At 45.7% G+C, this 25,673-nt stretch carries 22 protein-coding genes; 1 reads left to right on the plus strand and 21 read right to left on the minus strand.

The genetic code is table 11. The features are described from left to right. Nucleotides 1-2: 2 nt before the first annotated feature. From ACKTT9_RS29785 to ACKTT9_RS29835, 11 genes are all read right to left on the minus strand, one after another. The gene (locus ACKTT9_RS29785) at nucleotides 3-1,805 is read right to left on the minus strand and encodes a TerB N-terminal domain-containing protein (RefSeq protein ID WP_407868812.1); all 1,803 of its coding nucleotides are present in this window, start codon (nucleotides 1,803-1,805) and stop codon (nucleotides 3-5) included. A gap of 431 nt (nucleotides 1,806-2,236) precedes the next feature. After that, complete coding sequence (locus ACKTT9_RS29790) at nucleotides 2,237-2,512, minus strand: hypothetical protein (protein ID WP_218033159.1); 276 nt, start codon at nucleotides 2,510-2,512, stop codon at nucleotides 2,237-2,239. Between the two features lie 186 nt (nucleotides 2,513-2,698). Further along, entirely contained in the window at nucleotides 2,699-3,736 is a 1,038-nt protein-coding gene (locus tag ACKTT9_RS29795) for an aminoglycoside phosphotransferase family protein (RefSeq protein WP_407868813.1), read from the minus strand. 55 nt (nucleotides 3,737-3,791) lie between these two features. Next, on the minus strand, nucleotides 3,792-3,995 hold the full coding sequence (locus tag ACKTT9_RS29800) for a hypothetical protein (protein WP_407868814.1): 204 nt from the start codon (nucleotides 3,993-3,995) through the stop codon (nucleotides 3,792-3,794). 61 nt (nucleotides 3,996-4,056) lie between these two features. After that, nucleotides 4,057-5,541 carry an amidase family protein gene (locus ACKTT9_RS29805; protein WP_407868815.1) on the minus strand — a complete coding sequence of 495 codons (1,485 nt, stop codon included), beginning with the start codon at nucleotides 5,539-5,541 and terminating at the stop codon, nucleotides 4,057-4,059. After that, on the minus strand, nucleotides 5,526-5,990 hold the full coding sequence (locus tag ACKTT9_RS29810) for an acetyltransferase (protein WP_407868816.1): 465 nt from the start codon (nucleotides 5,988-5,990) through the stop codon (nucleotides 5,526-5,528). Before ACKTT9_RS29810 ends, ACKTT9_RS29805 begins: the two co-directional genes overlap by 16 nt. A gap of 118 nt (nucleotides 5,991-6,108) precedes the next feature. Further along, entirely contained in the window at nucleotides 6,109-6,504 is a 396-nt protein-coding gene (locus ACKTT9_RS29815) for a GNAT family N-acetyltransferase (RefSeq protein ID WP_407868817.1), read from the minus strand. A 231-nt stretch (nucleotides 6,505-6,735) separates the two neighbouring features. Then, nucleotides 6,736-8,844, minus strand: a complete 2,109-nt coding sequence (locus ACKTT9_RS29820; RefSeq protein WP_407868818.1) for a family 16 glycoside hydrolase — start codon at nucleotides 8,842-8,844, stop codon at nucleotides 6,736-6,738. A gap of 57 nt (nucleotides 8,845-8,901) precedes the next feature. Continuing rightward, nucleotides 8,902-9,774 (minus strand): carbohydrate ABC transporter permease, encoded by an 873-nt coding sequence (locus ACKTT9_RS29825; RefSeq protein WP_407868819.1) that lies wholly within the window; start codon nucleotides 9,772-9,774, stop codon nucleotides 8,902-8,904. Beyond that, nucleotides 9,771-11,360 carry an extracellular solute-binding protein gene (locus tag ACKTT9_RS29830; protein ID WP_407868820.1) on the minus strand — a complete coding sequence of 530 codons (1,590 nt, stop codon included), beginning with the start codon at nucleotides 11,358-11,360 and terminating at the stop codon, nucleotides 9,771-9,773. The genes ACKTT9_RS29825 and ACKTT9_RS29830 overlap by 4 nt, the downstream gene beginning before the upstream one ends. A 37-nt stretch (nucleotides 11,361-11,397) precedes the next feature. Continuing rightward, complete coding sequence (locus ACKTT9_RS29835; RefSeq protein WP_407868821.1) at nucleotides 11,398-12,324, minus strand: ABC transporter permease; 927 nt, start codon at nucleotides 12,322-12,324, stop codon at nucleotides 11,398-11,400. Nucleotides 12,325-12,600: 276 nt separating this feature from the next. Here ACKTT9_RS29835 and ACKTT9_RS29840 point away from each other — a divergent pair, with 276 nt between their 5' ends. After that, entirely contained in the window at nucleotides 12,601-14,910 is a 2,310-nt protein-coding gene (locus ACKTT9_RS29840; RefSeq protein WP_407868822.1) for an AraC family transcriptional regulator, read from the plus strand. 108 nt (nucleotides 14,911-15,018) lie between these two features. Here the strand turns inward: ACKTT9_RS29840 and ACKTT9_RS29845 are convergent, their stop codons facing one another. The 10 genes from ACKTT9_RS29845 to ACKTT9_RS29890 form a co-directional block, all read right to left on the minus strand. Next, nucleotides 15,019-15,768, minus strand: a complete 750-nt coding sequence (locus ACKTT9_RS29845; protein WP_407868823.1) for a C1 family peptidase — start codon at nucleotides 15,766-15,768, stop codon at nucleotides 15,019-15,021. A 161-nt stretch (nucleotides 15,769-15,929) separates the two neighbouring features. Beyond that, entirely contained in the window at nucleotides 15,930-16,217 is a 288-nt protein-coding gene (locus ACKTT9_RS29850; protein WP_407868824.1) for a type II toxin-antitoxin system Phd/YefM family antitoxin, read from the minus strand. Nucleotides 16,218-16,287: 70 nt separating this feature from the next. After that, nucleotides 16,288-17,013 (minus strand): lactate utilization protein C, encoded by a 726-nt coding sequence (locus ACKTT9_RS29855; protein ID WP_407868825.1) that lies wholly within the window; start codon nucleotides 17,011-17,013, stop codon nucleotides 16,288-16,290. Further along, nucleotides 17,006-18,523 (minus strand): LutB/LldF family L-lactate oxidation iron-sulfur protein, encoded by a 1,518-nt coding sequence (locus ACKTT9_RS29860; RefSeq protein WP_407868826.1) that lies wholly within the window; start codon nucleotides 18,521-18,523, stop codon nucleotides 17,006-17,008. Before ACKTT9_RS29860 ends, ACKTT9_RS29855 begins: the two co-directional genes overlap by 8 nt. Further along, on the minus strand, nucleotides 18,520-19,248 hold the full coding sequence (locus ACKTT9_RS29865) for a (Fe-S)-binding protein (RefSeq protein WP_407868827.1): 729 nt from the start codon (nucleotides 19,246-19,248) through the stop codon (nucleotides 18,520-18,522). The genes ACKTT9_RS29860 and ACKTT9_RS29865 overlap by 4 nt, the downstream gene beginning before the upstream one ends. A gap of 97 nt (nucleotides 19,249-19,345) precedes the next feature. Then, complete coding sequence (locus ACKTT9_RS29870; protein WP_407868828.1) at nucleotides 19,346-20,260, minus strand: fumarylacetoacetate hydrolase family protein; 915 nt, start codon at nucleotides 20,258-20,260, stop codon at nucleotides 19,346-19,348. Between the two features lie 30 nt (nucleotides 20,261-20,290). Beyond that, nucleotides 20,291-21,064 (minus strand): SDR family NAD(P)-dependent oxidoreductase, encoded by a 774-nt coding sequence (locus tag ACKTT9_RS29875; protein WP_407868829.1) that lies wholly within the window; start codon nucleotides 21,062-21,064, stop codon nucleotides 20,291-20,293. 12 nt (nucleotides 21,065-21,076) lie between these two features. Further along, nucleotides 21,077-21,922 (minus strand): amidohydrolase family protein, encoded by an 846-nt coding sequence (locus ACKTT9_RS29880; protein WP_407868830.1) that lies wholly within the window; start codon nucleotides 21,920-21,922, stop codon nucleotides 21,077-21,079. Between the two features lie 41 nt (nucleotides 21,923-21,963). Next, nucleotides 21,964-22,929 carry an aldo/keto reductase gene (locus ACKTT9_RS29885; RefSeq protein ID WP_407868831.1) on the minus strand — a complete coding sequence of 322 codons (966 nt, stop codon included), beginning with the start codon at nucleotides 22,927-22,929 and terminating at the stop codon, nucleotides 21,964-21,966. A 32-nt stretch (nucleotides 22,930-22,961) separates the two neighbouring features. Next, nucleotides 22,962-25,664, minus strand: a complete 2,703-nt coding sequence (locus ACKTT9_RS29890) for a UxaA family hydrolase (protein WP_407868832.1) — start codon at nucleotides 25,662-25,664, stop codon at nucleotides 22,962-22,964. Nucleotides 25,665-25,673 lie beyond the last annotated feature (9 nt).

A 25,673-nucleotide genomic window follows, 5' to 3' on the forward strand; every position in this document is an offset into this window, starting at 1 on the left:
TCCTAGCTAATTACTTCATCAATAATATCGATAAAATCAACAACGACGATATAGTTGTCCCCATCTTCCTCTAACAGAACATCACCGAGATGCTCGACAGCTTTTTCATTAATTGCATGAATTAACGTATTAAGCATCATTCCTCGCTTTTTAGCGAAGGCCGTACAACTATCGATAGGTTCAACTTCATCTGTAAACATCGTCAGGAATTCCCGTTCAAGGTCTGTCAACTGCGAAGCAAATAATGTAACCTCTTGCGAGGCACCACTTCCTAATGAAGCTAACGGATTTTCACTATCTGCTTCTTGTAGAAGCTTTTCCGCTTCAACCCTTTCGGTTGAAACTGCTGCTTCTTGTTGGACTAAAATTTCCAAATCTTCAACTTGTAAAGCAGATTGAATAGCGTCACTATCGAGCTTTAATTGCGATATTAACTCTGTATCTAATTCAAATGATTCCGTAAGATTCACAGTAGGTTCTGGTGGTATAGTCGACGTTTTAACACCCGTTGCTGATTTTTGGACTAAAGAGAAGCGTTGTTCCAGTCTTTTCTTCAAAGCATCAGGGATCATATCTTCAGCCACCTTTATCTTCCTGTTAATACCCTGGTTTACCCGAACCAAATTCTCGACAAATCTAAGCAATGCATTCAATTCATGATGAGTTTGCGGCGTCGGCCCTCGGCGTATCACTTGTTTAGACACGGAAGATCTTTTACTTGTCATTACAGCAGAGCGGAACAAATGAGTAGATTCTGACCTTTGCTTAGGAAACCAATGATCGATTAGCGTCTTTCTATTAGCTTCAAGGTAGTATAGATTTGTCTCTTCTAACCCCTTTTTATAGGCTCTAGTAAGGAGCGCAGCATGCTCCTCGTTAAATTGATTTGCCCTGTAATAAATAAACTGTTTTTTCCAAAGTCGAAATGGAATCTTTACGAATAATTCAGCTGAATTAAACCGATCAAACGCCTCATATTGTCCGACATGTGAAGCAGATCGAACGGATGAACGGGCATACCACTCTGCAGACAGATCCTCCCTTCCACCCTCATAAAACAAATCTCCTATCCATTCAGGTAAGTATGTATTTAACTTCGTGTACCTTTCCTGATAAGCCTCATACATACGGATAAGTACTGCAACCGACTTGTTAGGGTTGGGCTCAAATGAGTATGCCATTAATTCATAGGCTAATAAGAAAATATAGCTTAGATCAGTATCCGGGTAGTTGCCGTTTACAACTTCTTCACGCCAATAAAAATACCACTGCTGTTGATACCTGGACATACTTCCAAAGGTGGGCCAGTACGTATGAAATGGTTCAAACGCAGCACTTTTTACAATATGATTGCGGTACTTATACGATTCGTCATAAAATTCATCAAACTGATAGGAGGAGGTAAATTCGACTTCATAACCGCTTCTGGAACGGACTTGAGTTTTGTGTCTACCACTAAGAATATCTGTTGGTAGAACCTTTAAATTAAATCCACCATCAGGCAGGTTTCTTTGTGCCACATCCTCTTTAATACGTGTTTGTCCTTTTACTCTCAAACTCTGTGTAGTCGTTTTATTTCTATTTTCTTCCAAGGAATAGACATTAGTAAGATTAAACCGACGAACACGTGAGGTTATAAATAGCAGTTCAATGAGTGAAATAATAAGCGGCACATACGTCCAGCAGAAAATAAGATAAAAGATACCAAGTTTGTATCTTCTAAGATAAAAATGATGAGCTCCGAAAGAACCAAGAAAAAAACAAAGTAAAAGGGCTATGGGTGTGCTTTTAGGAATTTGGTACATAGTAAGTGCCATCATCTCCTGTGTAGAATTAGTACTATTATACTACTCAGTAAATAGAAAGTCTCGGAAAAGGAAGAAAAAAATGGAGATAGACTGTGCAGTCTTCTCCACTATTGTTATACGACAACCTCAATATGACTACACATGTTTTCAAAAATCCATTTACATTAATCATCCACCGTTAAAACAACAAACAGCATTATTTTTTTGGTAATGGGCCTCATATCTATTTTAGCACTCCTCCAGCTGGTTACCCTCGAACTAGCCCATTATTGTATCTATCACCATTTGACATTCCAAGAGTAAAGTTATCAAATATAAGAATAATATTGATTTTACATACAATAAATTGTCCGAGATATCTAAACCTCTATACTAGAGGAATCGATAAAACGGACATTTTGTTGTGTAATATTTTATATTAGTATTCTCTAAAAAGTAGTATTTTTGCTCAGTACGTCTGCAAATAAAGAAAAGAAGGCAATTGCAAAAATAGCATATAATACAATAAAAATAGCCATCATTATTAAGCTCGCTTTGGCGTAATTAGACTTATTTTTGTTGGCACTGTCACCAAATGCCCAAACAAATAACATGACGATATTGGCGATTGGGATCATCAAAATTAAGCTAGTAATTAGCCAATTTTTCACCGTCATAACCTTTTCTCTTTGATCTAGCCCATAGTTTGTTGTTTCCATCGACATTTTAAAAATCCCCCTTAACCATCTTTGTATATAATTACCATTCCATAGTATATATGAAAAAGCACAAATGTAAAGGAATATTTTAACAAATAGAGAAAAAGACAGCGGTAGCCTTGGACGAGAAAATGACGTCCTAGACTGACGCTGTTCTATTAAGTATCATTCGCTGATAGTGTTACATTGTCCTTAGCGGGGCATGTAACCGTGTGTGACCATTAAGGTCATGGTCTTCATTTCATAGATTTTTTGGAGAGTATTGACATGCTTCATCTTCTCGTCATTAACTTCCGATTGGAGATACCCCTCTACGAGCCTGTACCCGAATACGAGAAGAATCATCTCGTAGACACAATGATCAGCAATTCGGGATACATGTGCATATTCTGAAAAGCCTTTGTAATACGCGGGGACACATCGCTGGTAGTATTCGACCATGTGATCGATATCCGGTTCATCCGCGATCAGGCTTGCGAGATCCTCGCCTAGGTGGCCCCATCCGCTGGTATCCCAGTCGATGAGCGCGATATTCCCTTCAGCATAGATCAGGTTAGATACCCAGAAGTCTCGGTGGCATAGCACGACGGGCAGTTTTTCGATACGGGCGAATATCTCGTCTGCTTGCTCATCAATGTCGATGAGCATTTGCCGCACGTGCAGCGGGAATTCGCAGTCCTCCGAACGGATATATTCGTAAACGATCGGCCATGACCGATAATGCAGGTACGTATTCTTCATGAGATCCGCATGGCTCAGGTTGGTCAAGCTCTGCAGTACAGCAGGCTGCTCCGCATACAACTTGCCTTGAAAGCGCCCTAACTCCAGCGCAGCCTTTTCATACATATCGTCGGTCAAGTCTACACCGGATACGCCATCAATATATTCCAGCCACAGCTGATATTCATTTTCTTCGGCATTGAGCTCGGCGTGATAACATATCGGCCAACGGAGGGTTTGCGAGAACGTTGCTCCCAAGTCAGACGAGTAGAGATCATATTCCCGACGCCAAGAGCCCGGATCGCCGTAACGCTCCCATTTATGCTGGATTTTCAGTACTATACGGTACGGCAATTTTTTGCCATCTATGCTTTCGGCGATCCCCGTTACCAGATACACATTTCCCACAGTTCCGCCCTTTAACGGCATAGTTTGGCAGTCGGCAAAGATGATATCCGTATTGAACTGTTGTCTTAAAACGTATATCAGTTTTTCAAGTTCTATATTCATTTATTCCTCCCTTTGCTTAAAAATAAGCTGTTAAAACACTAAGTACGACTCACATTTACCACCAAAATAATTTCTTCAGCGCTTTTAACGTTTCCGCTCTATAGGTTGTAGATAAAAATGCTGCATTAATCGCAGTTGATACTGCTAAAAAGACTGTGGCAAAATTACTGCCATAAAAGAGAACGTTCAATACAAGCATAATTATTGAACCTACTACAAGAGAAAAGGTCCATGCAAACATTGTATTACGATCACCCATAGCGTCACCTCAAAAATCAAAATTAAGAAATATATGAATTTTATACATTTACGATAGAGGCCTATTGGGACAGTACTAAAGGAGGAAACCGATGTTTCGTCGCTTGTTCGTAAGAATAAGCAAGTTTGATTAGAAGAGGTTCGCTATAAGCAGAGCCGGAAAAAACAATACCGAACGGTCCTTTCGTAATCCACCCCTCCGATGTCGTGCTTCCTACAGGTGCATACCCGGCTGGGACAGTAATTAAAGGGTATCCCGCCCTTCCCGCGATATCCGTGCCGTCGTAGTTACCAGGCAATAATAAGGCATCCAGATCGTGTTGTTCTAACACAGCGTCGATTCCTTGAGCACGGGAATACTCCTCATTTTTTCGTTTACTCTCCAGATATTCCGTATCCTCCAACGATCCGGATGTTTCATCACACCAGATTAGACGGGATTGGCCATATTTTAATGCGACATCCGCATGGTTTTGATTAAACGCTATTACTTCCGACAAAGTATGTACAGGTATGGATGCGGGCAGTCTGGCTAAGTAATCATTGACATACTTTTTAAACTCATGACGCTTAACATCAAAATTCCAGTTCACCAGCTCACAAGGAAGAGAAACAGGGTCAACAACAGTGGCGCCTTCCTTTTTTAATAGGGCTATGGCTGCCTCCATGATGGCTAATCTCTCTGGATCCAAGTTCTGATAATAAAATCTCGGTATACCAATTCTAGCTTTTTTCATAAAGCTATTATCGAGGAACTGCGTATAATCCTTATACGAGCGGTTTACACTTTCGAAGGTACTAGGATCCCGTTCATCAACGCCTGTCATTACTCCCAACAAAATAGCTGCGTCTTTTACCGTTCTAGTCATAGGACCCGGGGTATCTTGGCTATTCGAGATCGGGATGATCCCCGCCCGACTAATTAAACCGACAGTCGGCTTCAATCCGACGATTAAATTTTGACTCGCTGGACAAATGATGGATCCAGTTGTCTCTGTTCCAATAGCTGCAGCTGCCAAGTTTGCCGCTATAGCCGCAGCCGAACCTGAGCTGGATCCGCCGACAAAGAATTCCCCCGGCCCATAGGGGTTCAAAGTTAACCCGCCTCTTGAACTATAGCCTGCCCACATGGTGGAAGACATAAAATTAGCCCACTCGGTCATATTCGCCTTTCCAAGGAGAACAACGCCTGCTGAGCGAAGCTGCGCTGCCACCCATGAGTCTTCCACCGCATAGGAATCCGCTAGAGCTACAGCTCCTGCGCTTGTGTGCATGTTATCATGAGTATCAATGTTATCCTTCAATAGAAGCGGAATACCGTGCAACGGCCCTCGACTCCCCGTGCAAGCCCTTTCTTTATCTAATGCACGCGCGATGTCGATGGCATCAGGGTTGATTTCGATAATCGCATTTAGCCCAGAATACCTTTGGATACGTTCTAAATAAACGTTGATCAGATTTTCAGAAGTTATATTGCCTGAATCCATGGCTGTCTGCATACTATTGAAATCGGCCTCAATAATCCACTTATCTAGTAGGTCTTGCATGAAATCGCTCCTAACTCCAAGTGAAGTAGGGGAAATGGTTGACCTGAGCTGTCCAGTTCTGATCGTCCCACCTGATCAAATCCGACCCTTTTGTAAAATGCGTACGCACCTTCATTTTGCTCGTTAACATCAACCTGGAGATTCCTTCCTTTTAGTTTTACAGCATGGTTAATTAATCTGCTCCCTATACCCTTTCCGTGGTATTTGGGGTCTACAAACAACATTTCTATCTTTGTTCCGTCAAGCCCGATGAACCCTGTAGGTTCTGTATTTTCATTCATTTCCACCCAAGTTTCCACTTCTTTTAGTGCTCCATTTTTAACGATGTCATGATAAAATTGAATATCCTTTTCTGTCAGAAATGTATGGGTATGAACTACAGCTTTATGCCAGATATCCACTAATTTATCATGATCCTTATCTTGGTAAGCTACGATTTCATTTGACATTTATTTATCCTCCATAATTTAGCCTATCTGTTTCTATCTGCCCTTTAACTTATAGAATACATACTTCTCTTATCTTAGTAATGTGCAAAAATTGTTATAACCAAAATGCCCCGTTAGTTTAATCCTTTCTCCTCCAAACTCCCCCAGGACAAGGAACAAACCCACTAGCTGAGTAAAACGCAGTATGTTTAGAAGCGTAAGTCAAAGTTACAATATCTAACCCAAAACGGTCAGCCTCTTCAAGTAATTTCTTTACTAAGGCTTGGCCTATCCCTTTTCTCTGATGTTGCGGATGCACAATGATATCTTCCATATATCCGTGTTGCAATCCCATTCCAGCAATATAACCAAATGCTATTAATTCATTTTTCTCATCCCTAAGTCCGGCCCAGAAATTACAGCGTTCAAATAAAATGGGATAATCAGAATGCCTACCTTCCCAACCCACCAGTTCTCTTAAAGTTGGTACTTCATGAGGCTCTAACGGTAAATTAATGACGATCTCATGATTCAATTGACCATCTCTCCTTTGCAAATCATTATTATTTAAAAATTATCCATATGTTGGCACAATCCTGCCAGCTACTTTAATGAAAAATAGGAAACAATTGCCACGTCGATCTCCTCCCTAACGCTTTCCCCCTCCCCAAAGGAAAATAAAAACGCCGCCAGCTCCAATAACAAAGAGCAAGCAGCGCACACCTACCAATAGTTCCTCGCCTCGTAGTCCCTATCCTGCAATCCCCTACTGCACAGTCACATCATCGAATTTCGCATTTGCACGATGTGCGTTCAGCCCTATTTTACCTGAACTGAAGCTAGTATCTGTTGCCGACAATTCCAAATTGCCGTTCACCCAGAATTCGAGGTTCGCGCCATTAAGGACTGCCTTCATGTTGTACCACGTTCCTGTCGAGAACGCATAGTTTTTGGTGGCTAACGTTGTGAACACGCCGGCAACCTTTTTCTGGATTTTCAGTTCACCAGTGAGCTTGTAATACTGGAAGTTATAACTGTTATTCGCGTCTTGATAGCGTGCATCAATCCCTACACCTGCATAGCCGGCGGGATCAAAGGCATCTACTTTCACCTTGGTATTCAACGTGTAATTCGTCCAAGCTGCATTGCCATTCAGCGCATGGGTATCTGACGCCGCCGAGTTGCTTTGTTGATACACTTTGGACCCATCCGTACCCACAGCCCATGTTCCACCTGTCGTCGTCCAGCCACTTGCTGTTCCGGATTCAAAATTATCACTGAAAGCCGGTGTAGGAGGCGGTGTTGTCGTTGTATTGACCAGTTTAATCACATCAAAATACAATTGATAACCGGTGCTTGCTGCATTTTTACCCGTGACTGTATACTTGAACGTATGATTGCCTGCCGTTGTGAAGGTAACCGTTCCCATGTCTGTTTTCTTATAGCCTAAGCCATTTTGAGGATGAGCGGGTGAGGCTTCGAATAAAGATACGCTGCCTCCCTGATTCACTCCATCAATGGCGAGTTGGAAATCACCAGCACCTGGTCCCGTTGCATTATAGCTATACAATTTATAGGTCCCGGCCGTCGGCACGTTCACCGTTAATTGCACATAATCACCAACTGCTGTTGAGGTCATCCGCATACCAAACCCATAGTTTATCGAATATGGAACCGTATAATCCGAATAGAAGCCAATACCTGCCGTGTGCGTCTGATAAGGCCATTGATACGAGATGATGTATGTCAGAGGCTTCGGTGCAGGTGTTCCCGTAAAATTCCAATCCCACCCATAATTGTTATCCGGTACGGATTCCGCAGGATAGGTAGGCTCAATTACAGTCCGATTCGTGACTGTATTGGTGACGGTTAACGGCGCTGAACGCCTCCTGGTCAATTCGAGATAAATCGCATTACTACCGATAATATAAGGACTGAAGGTGTCCATATCAAGCGCCGTGGCATAGTAAAACCAAGTCATATCCGGATTCGTATACAAAGGTGTCCAGTCTTGCAACGTCAAACTTGTCGCCGAAGCAATCGTATTGTTATACACCATCAGATATTTCCCAATGACAGAGCTGTAGAACACATAGCCATTCGTACCATCGGCCAAATCTGAAGCATTTCCTCCTCTGCCCGGCTCATTCCAAGTCCCTAGGTAAAAGTTCTTCCACGCCGTCGGGTCACCGAGCTGACTGATGGGAGCACGTGCTACGCGTTCACTCTTAAACATCCCATCCGCAAAAGCTTGCGATCTCAGATCCGCCCACGCATGTGCATAGAAAATGTAGGCGTAGCCCCCGGCTTCATCAACGAAGAAATTATGGTCGCCTGCACCGAAATCATAGTAATTTCCTGTGTAATCCACATACCCATGAATATCAGAGTTATCGCTGGTAATGATGTCGCCAACTTTGGTTACCGTTGCTAGACCATCGGTTGATTTGTACATCTTGATCTTCCGATAATGATGCGCAGCAACACTGCCCAAGAAATAATCATATTCTACATGCGCCGTCACATAGAAGGTACTGGTCGCGTTATCATAGTAGAGGCCAACTACCCAATCCGCCGCATCCATCCCCGTTACTGTGTTTTCTGTCGCTGTCTCCAAACCTGCATAGGTCGTAGCTTTTCTCATTTTAAAAGCATTTCCTCGGCCCCATACGGAGTATAAATAGCCATTCGCCTTGGCAAATCCCGGTCTTGCGTCACCGCCGCCCCATGTCATATTCGTGATGGCGCCCATGGTCGTCTTGTATGGCGTATTAGCTGTCGTTGCGTGTGCCGTACCTGCCTCGAACGTAAACGTACAAACAAGGAAAACAAATAAGAGTACACTGGACCATAAACGGACTGCCTGATTCCTCACATTACATACCTCCTGATTTTTCATGACAATAAAATTTGAGCGGCGTCATCTATTTACTTATCCTTTTACAGCACCTAACGACAATCCTTTCACGAAATAACGCTGCAAAAAGGGGTACAACACAACGATCGGCGCAGAGGCTAATACGACGGTTGCCATTTGCGTTGAAACGGGCATCGGTAATGCTTCCCCTGCACTTAATTGGGAGTAGATATCGCTCTGCCCTATAAGAACGACCTGTCGCAATAGAATTTGCAACGGCCACAACGACGATTTGTTCAAATAAAGAATCGCTGAGAAATATTGATTCCAGTTGCTGACCGCGTAGAATAACGTAAATGTCGCGAGGGATGGAATCGAAAGCGGTAGTACAATTTTAAAAAAGATACCGAGATCATTACAACCGTCAATGGTAGCTGACTCGATGATACTTTCATGGATTGATTCGAAAAATTCCCGCATCACCAGTAAGTTAAAAGCGGAAACAGCTGTTGGAATGACAAGCGCCCATAATGTATTCATTAATCCTGTTGCTTTCACGACCAGATAGGTCGGGATCATCCCACCGCTGAACAGCATCGAGAATAACACCATGAACAGAAGCATTCTCCTTCCGCTGAAACGCTTTCTCGAACAGACATAGGCTAACAAAGATGTGACTGCTAAATTCACAATCGTACCTACCACTGTTATCCAGCCTGTATTTCGGAGGGACGAGAAGAACACGCCCGTGTTGAAAATGTAATGGTAGGCCTTCCAATCCAGCTGCTTCGGCCACAGAATGAAATTGCCTGATACAATTTCGTTCAATGAAGCAAATGACATGGCGACAACATTTACAATCGGCATCAGACATAAGAGTGTCAATAACGTCAAGATCACAATAACAGTCGTATCCATCAGCCTATTTGAGAAGTTGGACGTTCTCATTGCCTTGCTTTCCAAGCATCATTCATTTCGGTTAAAGCATCCTTACCGCCTCTGGCTTTCCAATCTTCAAACATCTGGTCTAGGTAATCCACTGGTTTCTCACCAACAATGATTTTCACTACGCCATCCACGGTATTCTTGTAGAGCTCCGCGCCTTTTTCCGCATATGTTTTGGAGAAAAGTCCCACATCCTGCGAAGAATATGCTTTACCTTGCATCGCTTTTGAGAACGAATCTTGCTTTAGTTTCGTCGTTTCCGGTGTATCTGCTGAGCTGAGAATCCATTCGCCTTCATTCGCATGATTCGTTAGTTGATACTTATTAGGGCCTTCCGTTTTACCAAGATCAGTAACGACCTTCTGGCCATTTTCCGTTTTGAAATGAACGCCATCGACGCCCCATTTGAAGAAATTAGCCCCATCATCACCAATCTGATCATCCAGAATCTTCAGCATTTTCTCCAGCTTGCCTGTATCCTTCAGCAGATCTTTATTCAGTGCGAATACACCGAAGAAACCTGCGCTTTTCACATAACCGCCCTCAGAACCATCCGGTGCCTTCAGTGGTGGAATGGCGATCAGTTGGAATTTAGGATCCGCTGCTCTCGCTTTCGCTAAACGCTCTGGCGTGAAGCCTGTATACCCCCAGTTCGCAACAACACCTGCTTTACCCAGCAAGAAGTCATCTTCCACCTGTTGATCCTTTTTAATAGCAAAATCCTTCGCGATCAAACCATCCTTATACAACTTGGCTAGATAACCGATTGCCTGCTTATTATTAGGCGCAAATTCACCTGGTATAATGCCGCCTTTGCCATCTTCCACCCAGCCAATGCTCGGCCCCGCTTTCATACTGGCCATCAGAGATACGAATGGATAAGCGCCATTCACGCCCGCACCGCTGTTAACACCAGCAGCTAATCCGTATGTATCCTCTTTGCCGTTGCCATCTGGATCTTTCTCTTTAAAAGCCTTCATCACAGTGTAAAGCTCATCATACGTCGTAGGAACTTGCAGACCTAACTTATCCAGCCAATCCTTGCGCATGACGATTGTAGCGCCAGGAATACCACGAAGACGAGGGATCCCGTAGATATGGCCTTTGTATTTGAGCGTATCCATGACGTCTTTGGGCAATTTGGCTAAATTCGGGTATTTCGCACTGTCAGATAGATAGCTTTCAAGCGGGATGAATTGATCACTGGAGATTGCATTGAAATAGACAGCGTCTAAGTAGGGAAATAACACCGTATCCGGCACATCACCTGAGGCCAAAGTAACCCCCATCTTGTTGTTGTACTCCCCGGACGCAACCGGTAAATAGTCAAATTCAATATTATAGCGGTCTTCAATCGCTTTCTTGCCCGTGCTTGTATCCGGTGGTGCCGCTCCATACAAAATATTCATCGCACGAATTTTATATTTTTTATCCACTTTTTGTGTCGCCTGCGCTTGCTGGGATGGCTGTCCTGTTCCAGCTGCATTTGCTGATTGTTCCGTATCCGCCCCTTTACTGCATGCTGCAACCAATGAGCTTACCATCACTACTGCGGTTGCTACAGTTAGTATGTTTCCAATGCTTTTCATATTGAAACCAGCCTCTCGCTTTTAAAATAGTAGCATGTCAATACACGCCTTTTTCACCGAATGCCCGCGCAAATTTGTTCGCTGTAACGATTAGTATCATACCAACAATACCTTTGAGCAGCCCCACTGCGGTTGTAAAGCTGAAATTTCCGTTCACAACGCCCATCCTATAGACATAGGTGTCCAGTACTTCCCCAACCTCCGAAACGGTCGAATTAAGCATTAAATACACTTGCTCGAATCCTACATCAAGTACCGTTCCTAAACGGAGGATAAACAACAAAATGATCGTTGAGCGGATACCTGGCAAAGTCACATGATAAATTTGGCGAAGTCGGCCGGCACCATCAATTTTTGAAGCCTCATATAACTCCGGATCAATCCCCGTCAAAGCAGCTAAATAGATGATCGTGCCCCAACCGGACTCTTTCCAAATCACCTGCAGGACAAGCATGCCTCGGAAATTATGTTCATTGGATAAAATATTGATGGGATCTAATCCCCAACTCACGAATAGATGATTTACTTGCCCATCACTCTGGAATAATAAATAGAAGATACCTGCGACTACGACCCAAGATAAGAAATGCGGTAAATAGAGCAACGTTTGAACGATCTTTTTAAAAAACTCCAATTTGAGTTCATTCAATAAGATGGCAATGAGGATCGGAACTGTGAAAGCGAATACAATTTGGTAAAAGCTAATAATCACCGTGTTCATAAAATAGCGTCCAATTTCCGGTGAATCAAATATGCGTTGGAAGTTGTCTAGCCCTACCCAATCACTTTTGAGAAATCCTTTGGACGGAATATATTTCTGAAAAGCAATGACGATCCCTAACATGGGGATATACTTATAGATTAAGAAATAAATGATGCCTGGTAAAGCCATTAGCCATAAATATCTTTCTTTTAAAAATCGTTGCCCCCATAAATGCTCTCGCTTTTCTTTCTGAATCTCCATGTTGTTTGCTTTGCTCCTCTCCACTGAATCATCTGTTCGTCACCCCCTTGCACCCAATCATAGGCAATGAGGCGTTAGCGGGCAATCCACCATTTTTACGCAAAAAAAGCTTATGAAAGAGAGGTGAAATGGGTCAGATAATGCCTTGCATACACTATTTTTGCAGGGAAATGAGGCTTCGGTAAAAAGAGTGTACCGCTGACCATCCAAGAGAACCACCGATCTGTGATATACTAATTTCAAAAAAGTGACATGCAAATGACAAGGAGCTTGGTTATGGATACTCACTCTTGGCGCCAGATTAAACAAATCCTCGAGATCAAGAAACCCGGTTGGAAACTAAAAAATCGCCTTCTCATTTCACTTATCCTCCTTTCCAGTATCCCCATTGCCATTATGGCGCTATCTTCTTCCTTCATTAGTAACCGCATTCTAAGTGACCAGACCGATCAGATGCATCAGGTTTTTCTGAATCAGGTTGAGAAAGAAATGAACAGCCAATTTAAAAAGTTTGATGAACTCATGCTGCAATATACTTATGATAATTCGGCTCTCAGCCGTTTTACGAAAGAGGACTTAACGTATCAGAACTTTCAACTGGTTAATGATTTATTCACCGTGTTAACGAATTTGCGAAGCGGTATGGAAAATGTCGTTGAGATCGATTTTTTCAGCACTTCCTATAATAAGATTGTGACATCGAGTGGACTGCTGCTGCAGCCAGATGACTTTCTAGATCCCCTAGCTATCGATAAATCACGTACATTGACCAAATACGGCGGATGGTTGGATACACGGAATCATTTGAACACGCGCTTGGATCGCCCTGTCATCACTTACATCAGACCCATGAACAGCGCAGGCTCCAATTTGGTGAATAGTTTCTTTATCGTTTATTTGGATGCCGCCACTTTAAGCAGTAAATTGAAGGCGAACGTGAGTGATCCTGCAACCTATCTCGTACTTAATTCGGATGGAAATGCGGTCATGCACTCGGATCCCACCAAGGTAGGCAGCTTTATTGACTCCCCTGACTTTAGGAATGAGCTTACGAAGGGTAAAAATATGCCCAACTATCGCTTCACGATCAATTTGGACGGCAAACCGTCTCTCATTAATACCGTTTATTCAGCAAATCGCGATTGGTATTACGTGTCGATCCTGCCGACGGCCTTGGTCGCGAAGGAAACGAATCAACTGCGTAATCTCTTATTCGGCGTCAGCTTTGCCTTTATTTTACTCGCCATTCTTATAGCGGTTCGCACATCTCAAAGGATTTATCAGCCCGTACATAAGCTAACTCAACGTGTATTTACTAACAAAGATGCATCAACATCAAAGGATGAAATCCATTACATCACAGAGCATATCCAGCATGTGGAAGAACACAATGACTTTTTGCAAAAAAACCTGAAGCAATACCAGACACACGCCGAGCAGTACAGCCTCATGAGTTTGTTAATTGGGAATTCGAGCGATACGACCTTGCAGCAGGAGATGTTCGAAAATAAGCCCATCTGCTTGTTTCTTCTAGAAACTGATCCGATTTATATGAAATCGCATTATTCGCGCAACGATCAGTTTCTCATGTACTATGCCATTGATAACATTGTCGATGAAATTCTGAGCACCAAAGGCACTACTCGCATCATGATGATTCAGCCCGGTTTATTCGCGATTCTCCATCAGCCCGAGCAAGCTGCTTTCCAACAACTACGTATATATGCCAATGAACTATTACATACGGTTCGCACTTATTTGAAGCTGAATTTCGTCATCTCAGCCGGCTATTCGGAATCAGGCTTACCTGGGATTCATGATGTATTTACCCAAGCCAAACACGCCCTTCGATACAGCTTCTCGCTGGGTGCTAATCAAGTTATTATCAGCGACGAGTTGGATCCATCCATTTCTGATCAGGCAGACGCCTTAGTTGAGGTGGAAAATCTTATTCTACAATCGCTCCATGCATCGAATTATGGCGAGGCGCAGGAGCTTTTCACGCAAATCATTCAATTACTGAAGGATGACAGTTCATTAACTTCGGAGTTAGTCAAAACCTATTGCTCACAGCTTCTTGGGGCAATGATGCATACCGTAGGGAAGGATTATCAGGGGGATAAAGAGTCGGTGAATATGAAACAGTTGACGATGGAATTGGAGAGCCAGCGGAATTTGCAAGAGATTGAACGTTTTTTCGCTCTTCATTTTTTTGATAAACTAATCGTATCCCAACCAGAGAAGTCGTCGATTGAGCGTCAACAAATTGAGGAAGTCGTCGCTTATATCCGAGCTCACTATGATCAAGATATATCGCTGCAACTGTGTGCAGATCTTGTTGGCCTCAGCAGTTCCCAGCTCAGCCGCTCTTTCAAGAAAATCATGGGCATTAATTTCGTCGATTACGTGATTCAGTTCCGGGTAGGGATTGCCAAAGAGTTGCTTAGCGATCCGAAGAACTCCATTCAGGCGGTAACCGATAAACTGAGATATACATCCGTTAATAGCTTCATTCGCATATTCAAAAAAATTACCGGTACCACGCCGGGCCACTACCGCAAAGATGCACAGGAGATGCGGCTGTAAGAGGCTGTTAGATCGACAATTCCGGAGATGATTGATCGGCATATCTGCGTCTCAAAGCATCTCCGTAAGTTGCCGCCGCTCACTCTCTTTAAGTAATCATTTGCTCCACTATTTGCCTGTCCACATATCGGAAACGTAGCCTTTATCAAAAAACGATTTTGGTAAATAAAAATAACCTTGATCGCCCCAGCCTGTTCCCCATGAATTTCTGACAATGATATAGACCGTTCCATTTATTTTTTTATAGCCCACAGCGAGAACAGCATGTCCACCAAGCAACGCTTCGCCATGTTTAGGGAGAGGGACCATCCCTGTGCGTGCGACATCGGCGGATTCAAAGCTGTCATACACGGAAATGCCTAGCACGACCGGGTATTCGCGGGCTAGTGCGGATTGCAGCGCGGCAAATGAGGTCACGCGATGATACTCACTGATTTTGAAAGCTTTGGCGTCCGCTTCGGCTTTGGCGGAAGGCGTTTCCGCAAATTTGGAAACATCATAAGGAAAATCAGCTTCTGGCGCGCATCCAATCGTCTGTAGAACCTTCATGCCATCGCGAATATACGCGCCTGCATCGGAAGAAATGGTGCCCTCCATCGAACGCTCATGCCAATAGAGGTATAAACGGCTTAACCGTGTTAAAGGCTGCCCGGCTTTCACTTCATAATATTCCCGCAGCCCGGAAGCAATCGCATTGGCTGTGCAGCTGCCCAGCGAGCCTTGATCCACCACAGGTGAGGTGAACTTTCGCAAATCGACACTTTCTGGGAGCATGGCAGCATCGATATGAAGGGAGCGGAATATGAAATCCCGCACATCTTCTAAGTCTTGTTTTAATGTGTATTTACGTTGAGTCATACGATCATCTCCTTATGCCTTTGCTATCAATATATGAGAATCTAGCAAGCTAGCAACGGCTGATAAGGAGATGGTTATAAAAAATAAGAGCCGCTAGAGTTGGATTCTAGGGCTCTTAAAATTATGTTTATTCCTGTAATGCCAAAGGCAGATAGTCAAGCTTAAAAATTTTCCCCATTGACCTTAGCGGTGAGATTTGCCCTTAATTCCGAAAAAACTTCTTCATGCGAATATCGCTTATCCGTAGACTTGGCCTCAAGTTCTGCTTCTTTAAGCTTGAAGTAAATGTCACTTTCAAATTGCTTTCGCTCATACGCTTCAATGCTCATAACAACCATATCGCTATAACCGTTCTTCTTCAAAATTACGGGTTCTGAGGTTTCATGTACACCCCTTGAAATTTCAGCAAAATTATTACGCAAATCCGAAACCGGTCTAATATGTGGCATGTCATCACCCCTCATTAATGTAGCATAATTTTATCATAATAATGCTAACACAAGAATGAGACGGCCCTATTTACCCCACAATCAAAGCATACACAATACCCGGTCCGTGAACCCCAATGGTCAAATCATTCTCGATATCAGCCGAGCGACTTGGTCCAGAGATGAAATGAATACCCGCAGGCAAGTTCTCACTTCCTACACGATCGAAATGAACTAATGTTTCGCCTAAACGTGTTTTCAGTCTATCTACAGGAATAATAGCCATCAATACAGTCGGGAGCAAACTAACCGATCTTCCTTTGTCCCGAGATGACAGGACAGTTATGGAGCCTGTATAAGCCGTAGCGTAATCCGCCATCACAATACCAAAATCCGCTTCAGCGGCGCGGGCTTTCCAGTGATTCTCTGGTTCACGGTTCCAAACCGATACGCTAGTACCTTTTAGCACGCCCTCCAAATCGAGAGCATCAAGCTCCGATTGGTTTTGCTGGATGATATATTTGGCGCTCATTTCCTGTGCTTTATTCACTATGAATTGTTTAGCATCTTCCATGGAAGATAAACGAGCCACATTTCCGCCAGCAGCTTGGAAATTTTCCGTAAATTTCTCAATTCTCTCTTCAAGAGGCCACTCGAATGTTTGCCAGAAATCAGGCGCCCCTCGGTAAGGCTGAGCAGGTTTCTCAGTCACCCGTACTCTACCAAGCTTGCTAGCGATGCCATTTATAAATGATTTCTGTTTAGCACGTGACTCCGCTTCAAGCTGATCTAACCATTCCTGATGCGTATCAGCCATGTTCATGCCCTCCTCCGGCTTTTCTTTCCTTGACAATGGCTTCCATTCGTTGACGCACTTGCGGATCCAGTTCCTTCAGCCCTTGGCGCAATTCCGCCTCCAATGTCCCCCACCCTTCACGGAACGATTGCTTAGGCAAGCTTGGTGTTACCCGATACGAGTTCCAGCCTTTGAGCGGACCCAGCTTTGTACGGATCTCTCCATTACGGACGACAAGTTTTTGACCGATCTTGCCGAGCTTCAGCACACCTTTGAAACGGCCCGAATTGCTCATAACCGCCGAGAAGCCTTTCATGCCAACCGCTTCAAGCTTGTTGCCATGGCCACTCTCCACCTTACGGCGTCGTAAAGAAACAAGCATATCGTGCAGAGGGATTTTGACGGGGCACGCTTCGTAGCAAGCCCCGCATAAGCTGGAGGCATTTGCAATATCGTCCCACTCGGCCACGTTTTTCTTTAATGCAGGAGTCAATACGGCGCCGATCGGGCCGCTGTATGTGCCCCCGTATGCATGTCCCCCGATATGCCGGTACACCGGGCAAGCGTTCAAGCAAGCGCCGCAGCGGATACAGTTCAGCAACTCTTGAAATTCGGGATCTCCCAGCTGTAACGAACGTCCGTTATCGACGATAATGATATGCATTTCCTCAGGACCATCGGCATCCTGTTCTCTTCGCGGACCTGTAATCCCTGACATGTACACCGTCAGCTTCTGACCTGTCGCCGAACGCGGCAGAAGCGTTGCCATGACTTCCAAATCAGTCCAGGAAGGAATAATACGCTCCATCCCCATTAGCGTTATTTGCGTCTTAGGAACCGTCGTTACCATCCGGGCGTTACCTTCATTCTCGAACAGCACCATCGATCCGGTCTCGGCAATCGCGAAGTTGCAGCCTGTCATCCCGATGTCGGTTTCAAGGAACTTCTCCCTCAGCTTCTTACGAACAAAACCTGCTAGGATCGAAGTATCCGGTGGCAGCGTTTCCCCAGCTTCTTTGGAGAGTAACTCTGCAATTTGATATCTGTTCTTATGAATAGCCGGAATGATAATGTGGGAAGGCGTTTCTCCCGCGAGTTGAATGATATACTCCCCTAGATCCGACTCAATAGCTTCTATCCCGATAGATTCAAGCGCTTGATTTAGATGAAGCTCTTCGGTTACCATGGACTTTGATTTTACAACCGACCTTGCAGATTTACGTTCCGCAATCGCCAGAGCAATTTTCACCGCATCAGCCGATGTATCAGCGAAATGGACATGAACACCATTGGCACGAGCGTTATCCGCAAACAAATTCAAATAATAATCCAGATGAGCAATCGTATGGAGCCGGATTTGTCGACCTCTCTCTCTCCACATATCCCAATTGCCGTGTTCTTCAGCAGCTTTCTTCTTACCTCCACGCAGACGCTCAGTCGTGAAGCGCACAGCATTGCGCAAAAACTCATCGTTAAGCGCCAGATCCGCACGTTCTTTCACGCTTGAAGCAGCAGAATTAGTCGTACTCAAGCTCGATTCACTCCTTCATGCAGCAGCTCTGCCAAGTGCATCACCTTGACAGGTTCGTTTCGATAGCGCAGGTTGCCTGCGATATTCATTAAGCAGGCCATGTCGAGACCGACGAGAACTTCCGCTTCCGTTTCTTTCACATGATTCACTTTCTCAGAGACCATTGCTCCTGAAATGTCTGCCATCTTGACAGCAAATGTCCCGCCGAACCCGCAGCAATCTTCAGCAAAAGGAAGCGGAACAAATTGTAACCCTTGGACGTTTTTCAGTAATTCCAACGGCTCATCTTTGACACCAAGGAGTCTGCTTCCGTGGCAGGATGGATGATAAGTGACTTTATGAGGGAACACGGCCCCCAGATCCGTAACCCCCAACACCTGCACAAGGAATTGAGAAAACTCGTAAGTTTTTTTCTGAAGCTCTATCGCTTTCTCCAAAAGAACGGGATCATCTTGAAAGAGATTCGAATAGTGATGAATCATGTAGGTGCATGAACCCGAAGGAGAGATAACAAAATCGCTATCTTCAAACGCTTGGAGAATTGTTTTGGCCGTGGTCCGTGCTTCATCCCAATATCCGCTGTTATAAGCGGGTTGACCGCAGCAAGTTTGAACGCTTGGAAACTCCAACTGAACCCCATATTTGGCTAAAAGCCGCACCATCGCTTCTCCTACTCGGGGATAAATCGCATCGCTAAGACAAGTAATAAATAATGATACTTTCATGGTGCACCTCTCATCTTTATGACCTATATCTTTATCAGATTGTCAGATATGTAAAGTAAAAGAACCTCAACGATCGAGGTTCTTACTATTTATTCTACTATTTCTCAGCAACCATCGTATTTGTTAACGAACCCAATTTTTCAATCTCAATGGTTACAACATCTCCCGGTTTTAAATAGATCTGCTTCTCCTTCGGATAGCCGAGCACAACGCCGGCAGGCGTTCCAGTTAGGATAATATCACCTGGAAGCAAGGTCATGTGTTGAGAGATGTAGCTGACAATCTCGTCGCAATGAAAAATCATATCGGATGTATGGGAATGCTGTCTAACCTCGCCGTTGACGATACAGCGAATATCCAGATTGTTCGGATCTCCTACTTCATCTGCAGTAACAAGGAATGGTCCTAATGGGCTGAAGCCATCGCATGATTTACCAAGCAACCATTGTTGCGTTCTCATTTGTAAATCTCGCGCGGACAAGTCGTTCACATTGCAATAGCCGAATACGTGATCTAACGCATGCTCTTTCTCCACATATTTCGCTTTTTTGCCGATCACAATCACAAGTTCCGCTTCGTAATCAACCTGCGACGACACTTTCTCCGGCAGTGGAACTTCAGCGCCGTGTCCAGTTAATGTGTTCGAAAATTTATTAAAAAGAATCGGATACTCCGGAATCGGCGCATTGGTTTCTTCAGCATGCTTGCGATAGTTAAGCCCTACACAAATGATTTTGCTTGGGTTCGTCACAGAGGGTCCATATTGGATATGAGTCTCATCCAACAAATAGGCTTCTCCCTCTGAGCCTGCTTCAAGCACAATGTTCACAAGACGCTGCAGCTGCGCAACCGCCGCCGTTCCGCCTTCTATGACAGCATGCAGCGTCGTCGGTAAGCCAATCGTTTGGTTCAAAGTCATTCCTTCAATTGCTGCGGCGACATCCAAAATGCCTTTATCCGTTTTAATACCAAGCTTAAATTGCCCGTTGTCGTTAAATGTCAGTAGTTTCATTGGTACATATTCTCCTCCAGCTAGCTAATGTTAGGCGTTCTTGCCGAAAACAACACCACCGTCAATGTAGAGCGGAGAACCCATCATAAACTTGGAATCATCCGATGCCAAGAACAATGCCGCTTTAGCAACATCCTCTGACTTGCCCAGTTCACCGCTGAGTTGGCGCTGTTTTAGGGATTCGATGGCAGCTGTAGGATCGTCATAGGAAGTCTTCAAATAGTTCTCTACGAACGGTGTAAAAATCGTACCCGGCAGAAGGGCATTCACCCGGATGTTGTAGGCTGCATAATCAACCTGCATCGATTTGGTTAAAGCGAGAACGGCTCCCTTCGTTGCAGCATAAGAAACCCTGCGCGCGAGTCCAATTTCCGCTACGCACGACGACATGTTGATAATCGAACCTGTTTTACGCTCCATCATGTAAGGCAATACATATTTCGAAGGCAGGAATACGCCTTTTACGTTAATACTCATAATTCGGTCCCAAGCTTCCGGCTCAATTTCATGCACGGCTCCGACGCCGCTGATTCCAGCATTGTTAAACAGAACATCGATGCGGCCAAACTCAGCAATAGCCGTTTCTACCATCGTTTTGACATGCTCAGGATTTGTTACATCCGCGTGGAGAAATAGCGCTTCGCCACCTTTGTCCTTAATTTCGCTCACGGTTTCTCTGCCCTTGGTTTCATCCAAGTCGTTCACGATAACTGTCGCGCCTTCTTGTGCAAAAAGCAATGCCGTGCTTTTCCCGATACCTGATCCAGCTCCTGTGATCAAAACGATCTTATCTTGTAATCGCATACTTCCACTCCTCTATGATTCAGCTTGAATGCCATAAAATTTTGCCGCTGTTCCGCCTAATATGGCAGCTCTTTCATGTTCCGAATAATCGGAAATTGCCTGATTGGTTTGCTCCCAGACTTTCTCAAAGTCCCCCGCCAAGTTGGCTACTGGCCAATCGCTTCCAAACAGGAGTCGATCCGCCCCAAAATGCTTTAACGCATAGTCGATATAGGGGCTCAAATCCTCTGAGCTCCAAGTATGCCAATCCGCTGCCGTATTCAATCCGGATACCTTGGCGTACACGTTCGGGTACTGAGCCGCAGCAGCAAATTGTTCCGCCCATGCTCCCATTTGCTTTTCCTTGATCGGTGGTTTGGCGAAGTGGTCTATGACCATTTTAAGATCCGGTATTTTCTCAGCCAAATAAGGGATATGTTTCAAATGATTCGGGAATTCGCCCACGATATCGAAGGTCAAGCCGAAGGAAGAGAGAATCTTGAGTCCCTCTATCACCGAATCGCGGATGACCCAATCTGGATCCTTCTCTTCGTGAATCAGATGGCGAACCCCTTTGAAGTAAGGATTGGCGGCGTATGCCTGCAGCTTTTTATCCGCCACTTCCGGAATATTCAAGGGTACCCACCCAACAACCGCGCCTACCCATTCTCTTTCGGCGGCTACCTTTAACATATAATCGGTATCCTCGTAGGAATTCATAGCTTGTACGATGACCGTTTTGTTAATGCCAGCCTTGCGAATCAGTGGTTCCAATTCATCCGCTTCAAAATTACGGCATATCGATCCGAAAGACGGATCCAGCCAAGGGTACGCAACCTTTTCCAAATTCCAGAAATGCTGATGGGCGTCTATGATCATGGGCGAAAGCTCCTTTGCTTGAACTTATCTCATTCGCTACTCTAAGCAAAACGATTTTCTTCAGGATCTTCCATATCATAGCCAAAGGCATCAAGCGCCGGCCATAGCTCAGGGGCAATCGGGTAATTCGCGAGTTCCAGCGTTTGAGCGATCCGTTCCGGTTTACTCATGCCGACGACCGTACTCGCGATTCGCGGGTCACGAAGTGAAAATTGCAGTGCCGCAGCAGCAAGCGGAACATTGTATTCCAAGCAAACCTTGGCGAAATTACGCGCTCTCTCCAATAAGACTGGCGGAGCTTCGCTATAGGCATAACGTGCGTATGCTTCCGGACCTTTCGCCAATATGCCGCTGCCATAAGGAGCAGCGTTAATAACCGCAACGCCCATACGGCTCGCGACATCAAGCAACGGTTCGGCAGCCCGATTGAGCAGCGTATATCGATTGTGGGTTTCAACCGCACTAAACGCTCCCGTTTCGACATAACGAATGAGCATATCGATCGGTCCGCCGGATATGCCGATGTGATCGATGACCCCCTGCTCTTGAAACTTTTGCAGAACTTCTAGCGGTCCGCCGGATCCCATCACATTTTCGAAGGTGGTATGTTCAGGATCGTGGATGTAGACATATTGCAGGCGATCAAGTCCTAATCGTTCGAGACTTCCTTCGATGGAACGTTTAATTTGTTCGCCGCTAAAGTCGCCGGTCTTAAGGTCGCGGTCGGCTTTGGTGGCCAACACATACCCTGCAGGAAGACCACCATTCGCATGAATGGCCTTACCGATTCGCCGTTCGCTCTCGCCTTCACCATAAGCTGCAGCCGTATCCAGAAAGTTGATTGGGCTTTCGAAGGCGGTGCGCAACGTCATTAATGCTTGTTCCTCCGACGTGCTGTATTGAAAGGTTTCCGGCATATCTCCAAGCGGAGCGGCTCCAAAACATAGCGGAGATATGAGTAGGCCCGTACTGCCAAGCGGTCTTTTGGATAATAATGCGTTCGTCATGGCGTGTTCCTCGCTTTCTGATATTGTCTATATTATAACGACACACCCAAAAAGCCTCGTGTCATTTGAAAATCGATATTCCCTTGCTGATAGAGACGCGGTACATAAGTATGTTCCAGAATTTCTTTGCTGCGCTCAAGAATTTGATTCACCCAGAAGCTCGGGTTACCCCCGAGTACCAAATCGACATCCTGCTTATGGTTAGGCAGATCAGCCTGTTCCGACGTCACTTGCAGCATAGGGACAAAAGGATGCGCCTGCATCGGACGATCACCGATCAGCGCGATGATTAACTCCACACCTGTGGCGGCGAGTCCTGTGATCGTCTCTACGCCATGCGTTGTTGGCGTTTCCATCACGTGGAAGCCGTTTTGGCGGACGTGTTCCCCATAGGCAATGGACGGCCGAACTGGAGACGAGCCAAATAAAGGCTGACTAAACCCGTCCTCGGTAAGCAATCCGCTGTTCTCGGGAACGACGACCAAGCCTCCGGCGCCAACGATCATCTTGGTTAGCAGCCCCAGCTGTTCGCCGGCCTCTTTGTGAATGGCACCAGCGCTTACAATCCCAATGCGCAGACCCTCTAGGCCGACGGTCACCTTCTCCGCGGGTTCGGCGGCCGCCAATTGATCGGCGAACCAGGCCTCAACCTTTTCGCTCACCTTGGCAATTCCCCCGTCGAGCTGGATGCTGGCATAACCAAGTCGGCTCGCATCGACACCCATCACATCCATCTGATGGCGCATATAGTCGTTATGCGTTTTCTCGCAGCCATGTTCCAGCAGCAAGCAATGCTCCACCATCGGATGTGTAATATAGCCGATCATCGTACGGGAAAACAGGGATTCAGCCGGCCCCCCCGAGGTGCCGCAGCCTTCCGTGTGCGCCAAGGTGACGAAGCGCGAGAGCTCAGGCTTCCCTGCTCCTTGCTCGTTCAAGCGCCGTGTGATCATACCCGCTACCTGTCCGGCGCAAAGACTCGTCGGCACGATCAAGCCGATATGATCACTGGACTGCCGATTGCGTTGCCGAGTAAAGGAGAATTGGATTGAATTAGCCGTCGGTACAGCATCATCTTCAATGGCGATCGGAGCTCCTGTCGGTACAGGAGTGTGAAGCAGCGTCTCCAGCTGACTCGCATCGTTCTGCTGCCAGTTGCGCCAAATTTGTACTTGGGCATGGCCCGCCTTCTCGCCGACGCTTCGCTGACCGGAGGCAATTTGAATCGCCAGCTCGAATACCTCCTGGCCCAGCTCATCCATCGATTTGCCTTCCAGATACTGCCCCGCGTTCACATCCATATCGTTCGACAGCAATTGGAACCGGCGAGTTGTCGTGACCACCTTGACCGTAGGTACATACGGGAAGTTGGTGATTGAACCATTTCCTGTTGTAAAAAAGATCATGTTACAGCCTGCGGCTATTTGTCCGGCGATACTCTCCAGGTCATTGCCAGGACTATCCATGAAATAGTAACCGCCATCCTTCATGAGCTCCCCGTACTCCGTTGCATAGTCGATCCGTGTTGTCGGGTCCTTCTTCATGGCAGCGCCTATAGATTTGAGATAAATATTGTACAAGCCGCGATACATGTTGCCGCCTGACGGGTTACCTTCCGCACTGGTGCCATGCCAGGACGTGCGCTCCTTAAATCGGTTCACAAGCTCCAGAAATTTACGAGCGGTTTCCACGTTGCGTACTTTTGACAGGACATAAGGCTCCGCCCCAATCAATTCATCCGTTTCGGCTAGACTAGCCGCACCGCCGTAGCGCACCAATTGTTCCGAAACCCAGCCAAGCAGCGGATTCGCGGATACTCCGGAAAATGCGTCCGAACCGCCGCACTGCAAGCCAATTCGCAAGTGGCTGATGGATTCAGGAGTCCGCTGCATCGAGCTAACCGCCCCTAGCCAATTCCGTACGATCGCTTCCCCTTTAACCAGCTCCTCTTCGAAGCTGCCAGTGAGCGACACGAACTTATGCAGCACTTCGTCGATCGGGTAACTATGCTCGCGTGCGTAAGCTTCCACCATCTTGTTCGTAACCGATTCATTGCCATAATCGACAACTAGTACCGCTCCGACGTTCGGGTTGATCATGAAACCTGCGAGCGTCCGCAGCAGCAAATCCACATTATTCGGTTTCTCTGTCCCGCCCTCTGTGTGAGCGACAGGAACGATCCCGTCTATATTCGAATCCTTGTTCCATTTGCCTTGCAAACGAGCAGCAAGCTCATTCACGTAGCTCCCCGTGTGCGAGGTGGTACCGAGCAGTACGACGTAGTTCCTGGTGCCAACCCCGCGATCTGCATGGCGGCGATATCCCATGAACGTACGCGTATCCTCATAAGCTGGCGATGCCTGAGCCGGCTGGAAGTTCTCTTCGTCAAGGATATAGGGAGAAATTTGATCCGTAAAATTGGGCTCCGCCGGCACAGCGAATGTCAACTGGCGCACACTGAGCGCTTCCCGTACGGTTTTGTTAATCACATAGTGACCGGGCTGAATCGGCTGAATCGCAACCCCGAAAGGCAAATGCCACGAAAGCAGATCTTCCCCAGGAGCAATCGCTTTCACCGCGAATCGATGACCTTCCATCACCGTGTAATCCAAGACGAGGAATTGGCCTTCATACTGAATGACAGTACCGGAGTTCAATTGTTGAATCGCAACGGCGCAGTTATCCCCGGGCAAGGGAAGTCTCGCTACTTCTTCAAATTGGTAAACGACGTCCATCGATGACTG

This window comes from Paenibacillus sp. P36 (assembly GCF_045866505.1).
Classification (GTDB): Bacteria; Bacillota; Bacilli; order Paenibacillales; family NBRC-103111; genus Paenibacillus_E; species Paenibacillus_E chondroitinus.